The sequence below is a fragment of the Paraburkholderia sp. A1RI-2L genome (genome assembly GCF_048957375.1).
Classification (GTDB): domain Bacteria; phylum Pseudomonadota; class Gammaproteobacteria; order Burkholderiales; family Burkholderiaceae; genus Paraburkholderia.
The window spans coordinates 1,044,543-1,061,268 of the sequence record NZ_JARBTA010000003.1 but is presented as its reverse complement, the minus strand read 5'-3'; the positions used below and the strand labels follow the sequence as shown (position 1 = coordinate 1,061,268).

Annotated in this window: 10 protein-coding genes and 2 pseudogenes; 6 read left to right on the top strand and 6 right to left on the bottom strand. The window is 57.4% G+C overall.

Annotation, left to right across the window (positions count from 1 at the left end; translation table 11 throughout):
• Positions 1-25: 25 nt before the first annotated feature.
• Together pntB and PWP93_RS28030 are read right to left on the bottom strand one after the other, a co-directional pair.
• The gene (gene pntB, locus PWP93_RS28035; RefSeq protein WP_421046906.1) at positions 26-1,432 is read right to left on the bottom strand and encodes a Re/Si-specific NAD(P)(+) transhydrogenase subunit beta; all 1,407 of its coding nucleotides are present in this window, start codon (positions 1,430-1,432) and stop codon (positions 26-28) included.
• Between the two features lie 15 nt (positions 1,433-1,447).
• Positions 1,448-3,040: a Re/Si-specific NAD(P)(+) transhydrogenase subunit alpha gene (locus PWP93_RS28030; protein WP_421046905.1), complete on the bottom strand. Its 1,593-nt coding sequence runs from the start codon at positions 3,038-3,040 to the stop codon at positions 1,448-1,450.
• 444 nt (positions 3,041-3,484) lie between these two features.
• Between PWP93_RS28030 and PWP93_RS28025 the strand changes: the two genes are divergently transcribed.
• The 4 genes from PWP93_RS28025 to PWP93_RS28010 all read left to right on the top strand — a co-directional run bounded on the left by PWP93_RS28025 (position 3,485) and on the right by PWP93_RS28010 (position 9,348).
• The gene (locus PWP93_RS28025; RefSeq protein WP_421046904.1) at positions 3,485-4,744 is read left to right on the top strand and encodes a TetR/AcrR family transcriptional regulator; all 1,260 of its coding nucleotides are present in this window, start codon (positions 3,485-3,487) and stop codon (positions 4,742-4,744) included.
• 253 nt (positions 4,745-4,997) lie between these two features.
• Positions 4,998-5,930 (top strand): SDR family NAD(P)-dependent oxidoreductase, encoded by a 933-nt coding sequence (locus tag PWP93_RS28020; protein WP_421046903.1) that lies wholly within the window; start codon positions 4,998-5,000, stop codon positions 5,928-5,930.
• 282 nt (positions 5,931-6,212) lie between these two features.
• A complete protein-coding gene (locus PWP93_RS28015) occupies positions 6,213-8,036 on the top strand; it encodes an acyl-CoA dehydrogenase (RefSeq protein ID WP_421046902.1) in 1,824 nt (607 codons plus the stop codon).
• 88 nt (positions 8,037-8,124) lie between these two features.
• Entirely contained in the window at positions 8,125-9,348 is a 1,224-nt protein-coding gene (locus PWP93_RS28010) for an NAD(P)-dependent oxidoreductase (RefSeq protein WP_421046901.1), read from the top strand.
• Between the two features lie 60 nt (positions 9,349-9,408).
• On the opposite strand, the gene PWP93_RS28005 is transcribed toward PWP93_RS28010, so the two are convergent.
• The 3 genes and pseudogenes from PWP93_RS28005 to PWP93_RS27995 all read right to left on the bottom strand — a co-directional run bounded on the left by PWP93_RS28005 (position 9,409) and on the right by PWP93_RS27995 (position 14,131).
• Positions 9,409-10,731: an IS5 family transposase gene (locus PWP93_RS28005; RefSeq protein ID WP_421046900.1), complete on the bottom strand. Its 1,323-nt coding sequence runs from the start codon at positions 10,729-10,731 to the stop codon at positions 9,409-9,411.
• 478 nt (positions 10,732-11,209) lie between these two features.
• A pseudogene (locus PWP93_RS28000) lies at positions 11,210-12,420 on the bottom strand (IS256 family transposase).
• A 526-nt stretch (positions 12,421-12,946) separates the two neighbouring features.
• Positions 12,947-14,131, bottom strand: coding sequence for a TetR/AcrR family transcriptional regulator (locus PWP93_RS27995; protein ID WP_421046899.1), 1,185 nt, complete (start codon positions 14,129-14,131; stop codon positions 12,947-12,949).
• A 52-nt stretch (positions 14,132-14,183) separates the two neighbouring features.
• On the opposite strand from PWP93_RS27995, the gene PWP93_RS27990 reads away from it, so the two are divergent.
• Positions 14,184-14,378, top strand: coding sequence for a hypothetical protein (locus PWP93_RS27990; protein WP_421046898.1), 195 nt, complete (start codon positions 14,184-14,186; stop codon positions 14,376-14,378).
• Between the two features lie 255 nt (positions 14,379-14,633).
• Here PWP93_RS27990 and PWP93_RS27985 read toward each other — a convergent pair whose 3' ends face one another.
• A complete protein-coding gene (locus tag PWP93_RS27985) occupies positions 14,634-15,023 on the bottom strand; it encodes a DUF3800 domain-containing protein (protein ID WP_421046897.1) in 390 nt (129 codons plus the stop codon).
• Positions 15,024-15,290: 267 nt separating this feature from the next.
• Between PWP93_RS27985 and PWP93_RS27980 the strand changes: the two are divergent.
• A pseudogene (locus tag PWP93_RS27980) lies at positions 15,291-16,616 on the top strand (TrlF family ATPase); the annotation flags it as partial.
• Positions 16,617-16,726: the final 110 nt, after the last annotated feature.

Genomic DNA, 16,726 nt, shown 5'->3' with positions numbered 1-16,726 from the left:
GCACCTGCTCGAGCATTCCGCCTCGTCAGCCCTTCAGTGCCCCGAAAATCTCGCTCAACATCGTTTTCGCGTCGCCGAACAGCATGCGATTGTTCTCTTTGTAGAAGAGCGGATTGTCCACGCCGGCATAGCCCGAGGCCATGCTTCGCTTCATCACAATTGAGGTCTTGGCCTTCCACACCTCCAGCACGGGCATGCCGGCAATGGGGCTGGCCGGGTCGTCCTGGGCGGCTGGGTTCACGATGTCGTTCGCCCCAATGACCATCGACACGTCGGCCTCGGGGAAATCAGCGTTGATGTCGTCCATCTCCAGCACGATGTTGTAGGGCACCTTCGCTTCGGCCAACAGCACGTTCATGTGGCCCGGCATGCGACCGGCCACAGGATGGATCGCGAAGCGCACGTCGACGCCTTTCTCCCGGAGCAGTTTGGTCAGTTCATACACTGTATGCTGGGCTTGTGCCACGGCCATTCCGTAACCAGGCACGATGATAACGCTCCTGGCTTCGCGCAGCATCTCGGCAGACTCCACTGCACTCACTGCCACCACTTCGCCAGCCGGTTGCGTGCCGCCGCCCGCCGGCGCGGATGTGCCGCCGCCGAAACCGCCGGCAATCACGCTGATGAAGTTGCGGTTCATCGCTCGGCACATGATGTAGGACAGAATCGCGCCCGACGAGCCCACCAGCGCACCGATCACGATCAGAAGGTCGTTGCTGAGCATGAAGCCGGTGGCCGCCGCCGCCCAGCCCGAGTAGCTGTTCAGCATCGACACCACCACGGGCATGTCGGCGCCACCGATGGCCATCACCATGTGCACGCCGAACAGCAGCGAGACCCCAGTCATCGCGATAAGCGGCGTCAAGCCGATCTGAATCGTCTGCGCATTAAGGAACGCGTTGCCGCACACGATCACCGTCAGCAGCGCTGCCAGATTGAGCCAGTGCCGCGCCGGAAGCAGCAGCGGCTTGCCGCCAATCTTGCCCGAGAGCTTGCCGAACGCAATGACCGAGCCAGCAAAGGTCACTGTGCCAATCAGAATGCCGATGTAGATCTCCACTTCGTGGATGGCCTTCTCTGCGCCGATAAACTGCACCGACGTATCGACATAGCTGGCAAAGCCCACCAGGCAGGCCGCCAGACCGACCAGGCTGTGCATCAGCGCAACCAACTCGGGCATCTGCGTCATCTGCACCTTCTTCGCTGCAAAAAGGCCGACGGCACCGCCTACGACCAGCGCAACCACAACGTATGGAATACCATCAACCGACACCCTTGGACCGAGTACGGTTGCAAGCACGGCGATGAGCATGCCGACCATGCCGAGCAAGTTGCCGCGGCGCGCGGTCTCTGGATTGGCTAGCCCGCCGAGGCTGAGGATGAACAGGATGGCCGCGCCGATGTAGGAGACGGTAGTCAGGTTAGAAGTCATTGTTGTCGCCCCCCTTCATTTACGGAACATCGCGAGCATGCGTCGCGTCACCGCAAAACCGCCGAACATATTGACGGCCGTGAGCGTCAGCGCGCCCACCGCCAGGCCCAAGATCAGCCCCGACGGCCGGTGTCCCACACCGGGCTCGCCCAGCGGCGGCGCGATCTGCACGAGCGCACCGATTGCGATAATCGACGAAATCGCATTGGTCACGCTCATCAACGGTGTGTGCAGCGAAGGCGTGACGTTCCAGATCACCATGTAGCCGACGAAGCAGGCCAGCACAAAAACCGTGAAGTGAGAGAGGAACGTAGCCGGCGCAAACTGGCCAACCAGCAGGAAAACCAGTGCGCCAATGCCTGAGACGATGGCGAACGTCTTGACTGAAATCGGCTCGCCGCTGCCGTGTCCATTGCCTTTCGTCGCGGCCACCGCGGGCGGCGGCGTCTGAGGTTGCGGTGCAGCTGCCGGCTGCTTGATCTGCGGTGGCGGCCAGGTGATGCTACCTTCCTTGACGACCGTGAGACCACGAATCGCTTCGTCGTCGAAGTCGACATTGATCGTTCCATCCTTGGTCTTGCACAGTTCCTCGACTACGCGAAGCAGGTTGGTCGCATACAGTGTGGACGACTGTCTCGCCAGACGCGACGCGAGATCCGTGTAGCCGATGATGGTCACGCCGTGGTGCACCACCGCCTCGCCAGGCACCGTCAGCTCGCAGTTTCCCCCTTGCTCGGCCGCCATGTCGACTATCACGCTTCCCGACTTCATCGACTGCACCATCTCGGCCGTGATGAGTTTCGGTGCAGGTTTGCCAGGAATCAGCGCGGTGGTGATGATGATGTCTGCGTCCTTGGCCTGCTGCGCGTACATTGCGCACTGTGCCTGCTGAAAACCCTCGCTCATCACCTTGGCGTAGCCGCCGCCGCCCGAGCCTTCCTCGTCGTAGTCGACCTTGACGAATTCGCCGCCCAGCGACTTGACCTGATCGGCCACCTCGGCTCGCGTGTCGTTAGCGCGCACGATTGCGCCCAGACCCACGGCCGTGCCGATGGCAGCGAGGCCCGCAACACCGGCTCCAGCGATGAAGACCTTGGCAGGCGGCACCTTGCCCGCAGCCGTGATCTGGCCGCTGAAGTAACGACCGAACGCATTAGCCGCCTCAATGACGGCGCGGTAGCCGCTCACGCCAGCCATCGACGTGAGCGCATCCATCTTCTGCGCGCGCGACAGCGTCCGCGGAAGCGAATCAATGGCCAGCACCGTCGCCTCACGGGAGGCCAATTGCTGCATCAGTTCCGGGTTCTGGGCCGGCCAGACGAAGCCGATCAGCGTGCCGCCCTTCCGCATCAGTGCGACTTCTTCGCTGCTCGGCGGACGCACCTTAAGAACGATGTCGCTGCGGCCCCACAAATCGGCGGCCGAAGCCACGACATTCGCACCAGCAGCGCGGTAATCACCATCGCTAAAGTTTGCGCCTGCTCCCGCGCCACTTTGCACGGCAACCGAAAAACCCAGCTTGATCAGCTTCTCGACCACGTCAGGTACGGTCGCTACGCGCCGTTCCTGGCTGGCTGTCTCCAGAGGAACTCCAATCAGTAATGTCATATCGTGCACTGTCAGTAGTGGCCGCCGCCAGAAATTTGGGCCCGCGTTTCAAATTACCAAACTCAAGATTTGCTAAATCGCGACCTCCCCAAGCAGATCAAACAGATTCATTGCGACGCCTTGCTCTCGCCGATGAACATATGGTGTCCTTTCTAAATTGCCCATATCTTCCAAGCATATCGAGTATCGGAGTCTTCTTGAAATTTATCTCCTGAATCTCGCTGCATTCAATTCATGAATGCCTTTCCACGATGCGCTGACCGGGTCGGACTCCTGCTCACCGACTACATTCAAACCATCTCTTTTACGTCAGAGCAACCGCGCATGAAGGCGTTGCGACCTGAATGTCGACATGGGCATCGCATCTTCCGTCACCGAGCCACAGCCTCATCGCCTCCGATTTTTGGCAAAATGGCACATCTGTTACACCGGAAATCGCTCCACATGCTTCCTAAAACGGAATCTTCGCGGCAACCCAAGCAACATCGCTCGCACGTGACACGGGACCGAATCGCTCACGCGACCATTCACCTGTTGGGCGAAATCGGCGAGGCTGGGCTAACACATCGCGAGGTCGCGGCGCGCGCGCAGGTCTCCCTCGCGGCCACGACGTACCACTACGCGTCGAAATTCGATCTCCTTGAACATGCTTCTTCAGTGCTCCTCGAGGATTATGTGACGCGCTTTCGGAGCTTCGCATCGCAGCAGGCAAGGCTCATCTCAGGCCACCCGACATTCAATCAGTTCATTGTCCACCTGTTACGCAACGCTGCCGGACGAGACAGGCTGCGCTCAATCGCGTGGTGCGAAATCATGCTCATTTCGGCCCGCAACGACAGCACCCGCACGCTCGCAACAGTCTGGTATGCGAAGCTTCGAGAAATCTGGACCGATATTGCGTCGCTTCTTGGAGCTGATATCGAGCCACGTGCCGTCCAGGTAACAATCGACCAGACCATTGGCTTGCTGTTTATCATTCTGTCTCTGGGCTTAACCCCGGATGAGGTTTCTGCCTGTATCTCAACCGGCCTGGATATACCAGGCCCAGCACCGTTGCTCGATCTGCCCACCACATCGACAGAGTCCATCAAACGCAGCAAAGGACACGAAACGCGCGAACATTTGCTAAATGCGGCCATCCAACTGATGGCTTCTCACGGCGTTGGGGCAGTGACGGGGCGTTCCGTAGCCTCGAAAGCCGGTGTCGCTCCTGCAGTCCCCCCCTACTACTTCAAACCCGTTAGCACACTGATCGACGCAGCGCGCGAACGTCTCTACGAAGCTGCGAAGACGCGCTACCGCGAGAGCGTCAAGGGACTTGATCTGGCGACCGCATCCCTCGATCAAATTGCCGATTTAACCACTGCTGTGCTGACGCGCGAGGTTACGCAGTTCAGCGACTTCAACCTGGCAACACTCGCAGTCGAAGTGGAAGCCGCTCGACAGCCTGCACTCAGACCCATGGTCGGTCAGTGGGTCAGTGACCGGAGTCGAGCGTGGCACAGACTGCTCACCAAGTTCAACGACAACGCCTCGACAGCAAGCGGACTCCTTATTGCCAGCCTGTTCACCGGCATGCAGATTCGCCTGCTGGCAACTGGCGCGACCGTCGCAGCCTTGAGCGACCTTCGACTCGAATTCACGATGGCGTTTGACGCGTTAGGATACATGAAATCGTCCAGCGCCAAAAAACAGTACAAATGATCGAAAATATGTTGACTGCTCCCGCATACCCTTCTACCATGAGCCTAATCATCGGCCTAAGTCTTAATTTTTCCGATATTTTTTGCACATTGTATTTGTACAAACGTCTGTTTTTGTGTCCATATCGCCGGATCGAGCCATCATGACCACCTCGCGGTGGGGTGAATTTTTTGGTGCAGCAATCACGTACCATGCCCTTAACCCTGACGCGCGTTCGCAGACCAGTACAAAACGGCTACCAAGGATGCAATCCATGAAAATTGATCTGACGAATCGTGTCGCGATCGTGACCGGAGCTGGCGCAGGTCTCGGGCGGGAGCACGCTCTACTGCTTGCACGACTGGGGGCTAAGGTCGTGGTTAATGATTTGGGTAGCGATGTGAACGGTAGAGGCTGCTCCACTACGACCGCACAGAATGTCGTTGATGAAATCGTAGCCGCTGGAGGTGAGGCGATCGCGAACAGTGCATCAGTCACCGATTCCGGGCAGGTTCAGCAAATGGTGGATCAAGCGCTTTCCCGCTGGGGGCATGTCGACATTCTGGTGAACAATGCCGGCATCCTGCGAGACAAGAGCTTTAGCAAGATGACCCTCGACGATTTCCGCGCCGTGATCGAAGTTCACTTGATGGGATCAGTCAATTGCGTCAAGGCAGTATGGGACGTCATGCGAGAACAGCAGTATGGGCGCATCGTGATGACTACATCATCATCAGGGCTGTATGGCAATTTTGGGCAATCGAATTACGGTGCTGCAAAGATGGCATTGGTTGGCCTGATGCAAACACTGGCAATCGAGGGCGAGCGGCACAACATTCGGGTGAACTGCATTGCTCCAACGGCTGGTACGCGCATGCTTGAGGGCCTGATGTCCGCGGACGTCCTCGACACCCTGTCGCCTGCCTCTGTTAGCCCTGCGGTCGCGGTACTTGTGGGTGCAGACGCACCCAGCCGCATGGTATTGTGCGCCGGCGCGGGCAGTTTCGAGGCGGCACACGTCACGTTGACTCCCGGCATCCATATCGGAACTGGCGAGCAGGTGCCGCACCAGCTTGCTCGACGTCTCGACGAAGTGGCAAACAGAAGCGGCGAGAACGTTCCGACGTCTGGTGTTGCTCAAGGCGATCTAGAATTAAAGAAGGCCCGCATCGCTGCTTCGAACGCCCAGGCGAATTCCCATGTGTGACGAGTCCGGTTCGATCTCAGGCAACTGTCGGGATGGCCGCACGACGGCCAGTCGACACAATGCGCGTGCTCCGCTCCCACTACCCCAGCGGTCGGCTCCGCTCGACACTGACGAGGATCATCAGAAGCCTGCACTTGTTGCGGAATGGATGACGCTGACCATCACGTAACATCTCGCGAGTCTTGTGAGAGCCATTGGTTCGATTTATTCGTATGGACTCCTTTTTTTACCTATCTCACGACATCAGATCGGTGTCGCAAATAATTCACCAATCGGTTCCCCATGACTAGCGAACTTATCCTCCCCCGACGTGACCTGGAGTTCATCCTTTTTGACTGGTTGCAAGTCGAATCGCTTGCTCATCGCCCCCGGTATTCCGGACAGGATCGATTCGACTACACATCTGTTCTGGATGTCTACGAATCGCTCGCCACCGACCTCTTCGCGCCACATAACAAAAAGAACGATAGCAACGAGCCCTTATTTGACGGAGAACGCGTAACTATCAACCCAGAGGTCAGTGTCGCATTGCGCGCATTTGCAGACGCCGGCCTGGTCAGTGCTGCATTCCCTGCCGAATGGAACGGCATGAGCTTGCCGAGTACGGTGGAGCGAGCCGGCATGGCCTACTTGCTTGCCGCAAATCCGGGAACTGCAGGCTACCCATTCCTCACTATTGCGAACGCAAATTTACTGATTGCCCACGGCAAACGGGATCGGGTGGAGCACTATGTCGAGGCCATGTCAGAAGGCCGATGTTTTGGGACGATGTGTTTATCGGAGCCACAAGCTGGGTCGAGTCTTGCCGATATTCGGACGCGCGCGGTCCCGGCTGCCGGTGGTCGCTACCGCCTGTTCGGTAACAAGATGTGGATCTCGGGTGGAGATCATGAGATCTCGGAGAACATCGTCCACCTGGTGCTGGCAAAAATTCCCAACCAGGATGGCCAACTTCCTCCAGGGATTCAAGGCATATCGCTCTTCACAGTTCCGCGTAAATTGATCGGCACCGACGGACTGCCAGGTGAGCGAAATGATGTCGTACTCGCCGGTATCAATCATAAGATGGGATATCGTGGCACCGTGAATTGTGTGCTGAATTTCGGCGAGGGTCGCTTTCGCCCGGACGGCGAAGCTGGTGCTGTTGGTGAAATCGTTGGCGAGCCCGGCAAAGGGCTTGCTTACATGTTTCACATGATGAACGAGGCGCGCATCTCGGTCGGCCTTGGTGCCGCAGCGATTGGCTATACGGGTTACCTGCACGCCCTCGATTACGCGAAAACACGCCTTCAGGGACGCACACCTGACAAACGATCGCCGACATCTCCCCAAACGCCAATCATCTACCATGCCGACGTACGGCGCATGCTGCTAGCGCAGAAGGCGTATGTGTCCGGTGCGCTCGCGTTGTGTCTGTATGCGGCTCGTCTTAGTGACGATATTCATTCGCTTGAAGACGCCCACGCCCGCGAAGAGGCGCAGTGCCTGCTCGATCTGCTCACGCCCGTTGTCAAGAGTTGGTCGTCCCAATGGGGTCTCGTCGCCAACGATCTCGCCATTCAGGTTCATGGCGGTTATGGGTACACGCGCGAATACAACGTCGAGCAGTTCTATCGTGACAATCGGCTCAATCCGATACACGAAGGCACATTCGGCATTCAGGCGATCGACCTGCTTGGCCGAAAGACACGTATGAACGGAAATGCGGCCATGACTGTTCTCGAGAGGAAAATCTCCAGTACGGTCTTCAGAGCGCAGTCGACCGCCTCACTGCAACGGCACGCCAGTAGGCTCGAATCTGCGTGGGAGCGAATCCGCATCGTAACCAGCGGATTGCATCAACTCGATGACCCGGAACTCCAACTGGCGAATGCGGCCGCCTATCTTGAAGCATTTGGCCATGTCGTCGTCGGTTGGCTTTGGCTTGATCAAGCAATTGTTGCAAACTCTCTCGTAAGCGGCCCGACGGGAGGTGACTTTCATCGCGGCAAGCTTGCTGCCTGCGACTACTTCTTCGGATGGGAAATGCCCAAAGTGCCTGGGTGGCTTGCCGTGCTTGATCCGGTAGAGACAACCCCACTGAACATGCCAGAGCAGTGGTTCTAAACCAGCAGTTCCGGTTCCATTGCACAGTTAACCTATTTTTTCCGAAGGACATGCCACGATTGACGCCATCGTCGTTTCGGCCACGCGAATGCCGGTCAGCAAAGCGTATCGCGGAGCATTGAACGCAACACACTCATCCTCCCCCGCTTGGCCACGCAATCCGGCATGCTGTCCTGCGCGCACGAATCAAACGCGATCGCATGGAAGATGGCCTTATCGGATCGATGCACAACGCCCGACCCGCCCGCACCGACATCCTGGCAGTCGGCCAGCGAGGAACATCCTGACTGGGATGGTCGTGTCCGGCTTGACGACCGTGTTCTATAACGCGTATTCGCCTGAAGGCGCGGTTGCCGTCGATCTAGTGAACGGTAGCGTCTCTGCTCAAAGGGTTATTAATCGAAATAGAGGAAGACAGATGACCAATATCGAGAAAAAAACCGACGTTACCATTCTTGGACTGGGTGCGATGGGTAGCGCATATGCACGAGCATTTCTTAAAGGCGGGAAGCGAGTAACCGTTTGGAATCGCTCTTTAAGCAAAGCGGATAACCTGGTACGCGAAGGTGCAGTCCTGTCTCCGGATGTGAAAACGGCAATTGCTGCAAGCCCGCTAACCATACTTGCCGTTGTCGATCATGATTCAATCCGGGAAATTATGTCCGATGAGGTATTGGCAGCCTCTCACAAAAGGACTCTAATTGATCTGACGACGGGTACGGAAGCGGAGTTCAAGGAACTCGCCGTGCGCACCAGGGACGCCGGAATATCGTTTCTGGTCGGCGCCACTTTGGCGTATCCGCGATCGGTCGGCAGCGCCGATACGTCAGTTTTTTACTCAGGGGATGCCCAGATATTTGAAGAAAACAAGCACCTTTTGCGACATATCGGAGGCGCGCAGCACTTTGTGAGTTCGGATTTGGTATCGGGTGCAAAGGTAGCGCTGGCGCTCGCTCTCATGGGTTTTGTGGCAGTAGGTGGGCTTTTCGAGGCAGTCGCCTTCGCGGAAACTTGCGGCGTATCCGTAGCGACAATGTCCGAATATGTCCGTACCTCCGGTCTGCCCTGGATGAGTGAATGCATTGCTTACCTGGGTAATCGTATCTCTTCGAATTCCGATGACGGAGATCAGGCGACAATCGATGTGTATATCCATGGCTTCAAGGCTGCGCTGTCTGAACTGCAAGGGGCAGGCGTCGGATCACGATCTGTTGAAGCATTTTTTGATTACGTGAAAATAGCTCAAAAGACAGGTCTCGGTTCAAAAGGTCTCTCTGTGGTTTATGAAATGGTACGTAACAACGTCTCGTAGAATATTTATATTGTGATTATTTAGTCGCCCCTGAACAATTCGTTTTGGCCGTCGTTAGCGTCAGGCGGCGGGTGCACTCTGAGCGACAGGGATGAACAGGGCGATGAGAACGAGGGTGTAAAAAAACCGCAGCTTCCTCAGGATCATCCGAAGGTTATGGCCTGCGCCGCATAGCACGGCGTGCATCGCGTCGCCGAGCGCCCCCTTTAGCCAATTCCGATCGAGCTTTCCGTCGGTCTTCATGTGACCGATCGCTGGCTCGATCGCACTGCGCCGTCTGATCATCGCCCGTAGTCCTCGCGTGATGCCCCGCCGCAGGCCCGGGTGGTAGATCTTCACGCCGTCGAGCGCGACACCCTTGTAACCACGGTCGACGACGGCGATTTCCGGCGTGACGTCGCTCAGGATCGCCGCCTGTTCCAGTGCCTCAGCGAGCGTGTGTCCGTCGTAGGGATTTCCCGGCATCGAGCGCATGCCCACGACCAGGCCTTCCTTGTGCGTCGTCGTGATCGACACCTTCACCCCAAACTCATACGGCGTGCGCGCCTTGCCTTTTGCCAGGCACTCCACCTCTGGCGCATACAGTGCGTAGAGCTTGCTTTTGTCCTTTGCCTTTTGCGACAGGATCCGCTTCGTGCGGCCAATCAGTTCGTGCAGGGCCGCGCGACTGCCATCGGACACCGCATCGATCTGCCGCTCCACGTCACGCATCACCCGACCCACGCGCGAGCGCAGCGTACGCAACACCTTCTTCATCCGTTTGTACTGCTTTGCATGGGCGTAGCGGCCAATCTGACGCGCCAGGTGTGGCGCCTCGCGGTTGTAGTTCTGCCGCAGTTTCAGGCCGTGGCGTGCCGCAGCCTTCACCAGATGTTCGCGACACCGCTCCAGCAGGCGAGAATCAGTGGGGTGCGCGATCGCCTTCTGCATGACGGTCGTGTCGACGATCACACGCTTCACGCTCGCAGCCTTGATTACGCCGGCACGCTTTGCGGCCTCGATTGTCTCGGCCAGCAGTTCTTCGACGCCGGCTTCACCCAGCCGCTTGCGCCAGCGTGTCAGGCTCGATGGGTCAATCGGCGGCTCAGTCTGCAGGTACGTTTCGCCCGTAAAAACCTGCCAGTACGGGTTCTCCACCCATTGCCAGACGACCTCTTCGTCGGACAGGTCAAATGCGTGCTGCAGATACAGTAGGCCGGCGATTAGCCTGGGTGAGGTTGCCGGCCGTCCCTTGCGCGAGACGAAGCTCTCGCTCATCGCCGTGCCCAGCCGATCCCAGTTGATCAGTTCAGCCAGCCGCACCAGCGGATGTTTCAGATTGATCTGCTCGCGCAGCGGCTGCCGGAAAAAATCTCCCTCTGTCACAGGCGTCTTCGGACCCATCCGCACCTCGTCAGGATTTGCAGGATTCACGCATCAATATGCCAGGTCTCTGCAAATCCCACAATGCCATTTCGGCCTCGAAGCCTTACGGCATAAGCTTCCGCGGATTGTCCAAGGTTGACTATTTATACGGTCGCGATCTTTTATGAACCGTTTTTGAGTTGACTGGATCTGGGGGATGTTCCCAGACCCAGCAACAGCCATTTAGCGAGGACAGCCAAGCACTGGCAATGTACCCTCGGAATGAGTTCCACAAAATACATCCGATTTCCTGCTAGAAGACTTTTGGTTACTCACCTTTAGACACCGGCATCGCCGCTTCACTACCTCAACGCCGGGCAGCGAACAAATGAAGCACGACCGCTTCAAGCGGGGGTGGTTGCGCGGATCCGGGAAAACGAATCTCTGGGACTTGTGGTCAAAGCCACCGCCCAAGGAGCAATCGTCAAGACTGGTGTATGCGGGTCGGTCGGCATGATCAGGCAGCCAGCGCTTGAGGAGCCGGTGTGCTTTCAGTCACCGGGGTTCCATCCGTGAAGGCAATGCCCTTCAGAAGGGCCTCGATCTTGTCTACGCCGCGAATTTTCTCCATGACTGCTCGGCCGCTTCGATCAGCTTGAACGCCATGCTGAGGAACGTCGCACGAGACAGACAGTTCCGCGTGCGGCTCGTACGGTGGCGCACCGTAGCGAACGTTGATTCAATCGGATTCGTGGTCCGCACGTGCTGCCAGTGTTCGGCAGGAAAGTCGTAGAACGCGAGCAGTTCATCGCGATCTTTCACGAGCTTCTCGACGGCCTTTGGATACTTGGCCGCGTACGTGTCGACGAACCGGTTGAACGCGATGATCGCATCGGCTCTGGTTGCTGCATTCCAGATTTCCCCGAGCGCCGCTTTGGCCTTGCCGTGCTGCGATTTGGGCATGACGTTAAGGATGTTTCCAATTTTGTGAAACCAGCAGCGCTGGTGACGAACCTGCGGAAACACCTCTTCAAGTGCCGCCCACAGCCCCATCGCGCCATCGCCGACAGCCAGCAACGGCGGCGTCTGCAGACCGCGTTTTTTAGGTCAAGCAGCAGCTCGACCCACGACGCTTTCGATTCGCGATAGCCGTCACTGAGCGCTACGCGCGCTCTTTCTCGCCATTCGGCTTTACGCCGATGATCACCAGCAGGCACTGGCCGTCGGAATCCTCCGTGCGTGCCTGTGTGTGGATGCCGTCGGCCCACCAGTAGATCCATCGCGCCTTCGACAGATCGCGCTTTTTCCACTGCTCATACTCGTCGGACCAGGAGGCCTTCAGGCGGCTCACAACGCTCGCCGACAGCCCTTGGCCTGCTCGCCAAGTAGCTCGGACAGCGCGTCGCCCATGTCGCCTGTGGACACGCCACGCAGGTACAGCCACGGCAGCGACGACGACACGCGCGGTGACTTGCGTACGTAGGGCGGCACGATCGACGAATTGAACTTGATGCCCGAGCCCGAGCGGTCGCGCACCTTCGGCACCTGGACCGGCACAGGACCCACGGCCGTGACGATTTCACGCTCAGGCAGATAGCCGTTGCGCACCACGGCCCGTCGGCCATCTATCGTCTTCACATTCGAATATTGCTCGAGCATTGCTGCCAGTTCCGCCTCGATGGCCTGCTGGATGATGCGCCGTGCGCCTTGCTGGATCAGGTCGTCCATACTGGGCGCACCCGTAAATTCCGCTTCTGCTGCTTGACTGTCGTTCGTTTCCTGCGTACGTTTCGCCATGGTGGTGGAGTTCGATTGGGGAAGTGTTACTGTGAGAAGCAACATTCTCCTGCAATCGCCACCGCCTTCTCCTGCCTCCCTCCCGCGTACACCACATTCGACGATAACTCCTTGGCCGCCCAAGGCAAGTCGGGCTAAAAAATCTATAGCTTGAGATTGCACGGATCGCGCAAAATCCCGAGAGCGCAAAAGCCTTGCTGCAGGCGGTTCAGCCCCTAAAACCGCCATTCTTCGCACGGAAAGTACGCATACCCCTGCTCGTGCGACACTGATCGCAGCGCAGGTGGAGAGTACAGCGACGCTGATATTTTGTGTACAGAAGCAATCGCTGAATATCGACCGTGTTTTTGAAATGACGATGGCTATGAGAATTCGCATAGCACACGGAGGAATTGCGACAAATAATGCGACGTAAGGTCAGGGCATCCATTTGTTGCGTTGGCCCGTTAATCCAGACCTACTCCGCGCGCTTAGCGGAAATGTTTCCGTATGCGATTTGAATCGTCACGCCTTTCAGTAGTTCGAAGATGCGGTGAACATCCGGCTGGCTCTGCCGGGTACCAAACGTCAACGTCGCTGCACCCTCCACCTGCGCTGCGATCAGTGTCGCGCGAGCAAGGCATTCGCGCGCAGTAGCAGACATGTCTATCTCACGCACCAGGCCAACATAAATTGCGCGATAGGCGGCGTACAGTCTTCTCACGAGTTCGCGTGTCATCTCTGAATGTTGAGCCAGGGCGAACAATTCGAAGGAGACACGACAAACCTGTGGATCACGGGCTTCCTCAAAAACGTCCTCGACAATCTCGCACAGGCGCTCGAGTGCGGGTTTCCCGCTCGGCTTGCCCATTGCTTCATAGCGCTCCAGATAGGCATTCAATAGCGCGCCAATTGTCGAGCGTAACAGGTCATCATGTGTCGGAAAATAGTTCTGGAGCGCAGATGGCAAGATGCCAAGTTCTCTGGACACCCGCGCCAGGGTAAAATTCGCATAGCCCTCCGACATTAAAAGATTCGATGCACAACTGACTATCTCGTTGACCTTTATCTCCCGGTGTTTTCCCTGAACCGTAGGTCGGCAATAGATGTCACCCATTCCGCTTTGGCGAGTCCCCAACTCGAGTCGCCCATGAGTGAGATGCCCCTCGGATCCAAAAATACTGGTGTGCGCACTGCTCGTACTCTGTGCCTGACGATCGAGCGACGCCTGAAGGTGCACGTCGAATTCCAGCGTCTGCGCTGACATGCCAACAATCATCTTCACGGCTCGCTTTGTCAGGCGGACGAATTCCACGAAATCCTTTTCCGAGTCTCCGCCCTGGTACGCGAATATCATCATTCCTGCTGTCTGCGAGACAAGAATGGATGCGCGCACGAAGCACTCTTCGGAATTCAAGGTTGGCTGGATCTCCTTTAGCAACTTCGCGAAGATGCCGCGATATTCGGCATACATCTCGTCAACGAGATCCGCAACATATGACTCATGTTGAGCGAAGGCCCAGATTTCAAACAGGAACTTCGGTAGATCAGTTTCGTTTGCGTCGTGAAAAATGCGCTCAATCAGTTCTGTACAGCGCCGCGTGGCGCTCACACCTGACCGATTCACGATTCCTTTGTAATCGTCGAGTATCCGTTGCGGCATTCTCCATCAGGCGGAAACCACCGGCGGATGGCGCATACGTCGATCTGGTCCAATGCTGCTGGGAAAGACAATCAATGCCACCGCATTTGCAAACTCCTTGCATCTCGTACTTCGACAATACGCCGATCAGTTGCGTGAAAGCGAGTGGCAATCGGAAATATGGACTGCGTTGCGCGCAAAAATGAAAACGATCTGTGAAAACGCACAGCCGGAAAAACAACGCAATTTTCAGGAGCAGCACCTCTGATTCTGAATGCAGATCCGCAAACTTGACTGTCAGCGTGTCATCCCGTCATAGCCAGCCTCATCAAATCTGTCACGCATGGTTTTGCGCTCAGGAACGGCCGCAGCAAGCCGGGTGATGGCAACTCTGCTGGCCGCGTCGAGGTCGGCTTCAAGGTGCTGACACAGGATCTTTTTGAGAATAGCTGTCTTGGTCTGATGGATTCTGTTCCGTCGAATGAACATGCATTTGACTGGAAGATGAGCCTCTCTCCGCGACCTAGAGCGCCATGCGTGTGGGAACGACCTGGTTCAGCCCCTGCCCAGTTTCCGGGTCACCCGCGTTGCGCAAGGCTTCCATCGCACGTGCTATGCCTGGCGCAATTGACGCAGGGTCAACATACAAGGACCGGTAGTAGCGCATCGTTGCGCCAGCGATGACGTCGACCATCTGGATCCCAAGCGATTCATGAGAGTGCGTAAACTCCAGCGATGCCGATTCGGTGAAGTGGTAGTCGGCAACCCGCGCTCTACCTGAATCATGATTGACGGTGGCGGAGCCGCCAACGCTCGTGCGGAGTCGCCATCGGTGGCGCTCGTCACATCTGCCCCAAGTTGAGCGGGATGAAGAGCGAGGTTCGAGCCGACGATGACGAAGCGCCAGCCTCACCCAGGTACGCTAGGTCGTTCCAGCGGGTTCGACCTACTGCTGCGGGTTGATTTATGCAAAAGGCATATATCATCCCATCGTCCATCTTTCCATTGGTGCACACCGTAGCTCCATTTAGAACTCGCACAGCTCACTTGCAATGAAACGGCTCATTTTCACGCGAGATGTGCAAGTACAACCGCGTGTTCGGGGTATCCTCGTGGCATCGCCAAAATCGAAGATGCTGTAGCACCAAGAAGCGATCAACCATCAGCAAGACGGGGAACCATGAATCGAGGCTCAGAATGGAAGCGGTGGGAACCACATATCCACGCTCCAGGTACTTTGCTCAACAACCAGTTCGGGGGAGACAATCCGTGGGAAAGCTATTTGACGGCACTTGAAGGCCTTTCCCCCAAGATTGAGGCGATCGCCGTCACGGACTACTACGTCACCGACGCCTACGAGGAGGTCCTTCGACACAAGGCAGCCGGACGACTACCAGACGTTCAGTTAATCTTTCCAAATGTCGAGCTACGTCTGGATGTCGCCGCAAAGACGGGATTCGTCAATGTTCACCTGCTTGTCAGCCCGGAAGATTCCGACCACCTGAGTCAACTCCACCGGATCCTGACCCGGCTCCAGTTCCAAGCCTACGGCGATCGTTTCGATTGCACACGGGGTGATCTTGTCGCGTTGGGCAAGCGCGCGGATCCAGCAATCTCAACTGATCACGCCGCGCTGCAACATGGGGCCACCCAGTTCAAGGTAAACTTCGACCAGCTACGAAGGGTCATTCAGGAGAGTGACTGGGCCAAGAAAAACATCCTGATTGCTGTCGCAGGCGGTGCAGGCGACGGAACCTCGGGCGTCCGCCAGGCGGCAGACGCAACGATGCGCCAGGAGATCGAGAAATTTGCCCACATCATCTTCGCCAGCAGCCCTGCCCAGCGCGAGTTCTGGCTGGGCCAGCGAAATGTCTCAGTCGATACGCTGCGCGAGCGATACAGCGGCTGCAAACCCTGCCTGCATGGCAGCGACTCGCATGGACTGGGAACGGTCGGGAAACCCGTCGATAACCGATTTTCGTGGATCAAGGGCGGTCTGGAATTCGACGCTCTTCGACAGGCATGCATTGACCCGGAGGGACGGGCCTACGTCGGTGAGGAGGCACCCCGTTCCGCAATGCCTTCCCAGGTCATCGCCCAGGTGTCGATATCCAACGCGAGCTGGGCGAAAACCCCCGAAATTCCACTGAATCCCGGCCTGGTCGCCATCATCGGCGCACGCGGGTCAGGCAAGACTGCGCTGGCCGACATGATCGCCGCCGGCTGTGATGCGATAGCGCCTGCGCTGTGGACGGCCCATGAAAATACCAGTCCTTCGTTTCTCGTGCGTGCACGCGAACTGGTTGGCGAGAGCACGGTCACCCTGACCTGGGGAGGTGGAAGCGAGACGACGCGATCGCTCGACGGACGAAACGCCGACGACCATCTCGCCTTTCCCCGAGCGCGGTACCTTTCCCAACAATTTGTCGAAGAACTCTGTTCTTCGCACGGAATCTCGGACGGGCTCATTGAAGAAATAGAGCGGGTCATCCTGGAGTCTCACTCGCCCTCGCAGACGACCACGAAACGCAGGACCATATCTGGTTCGACGCGAACGAGTGGCAGCGCCAGCCGAACTACCTGCGACAGGCCATTACGCGCGCCGAGATCGACGCG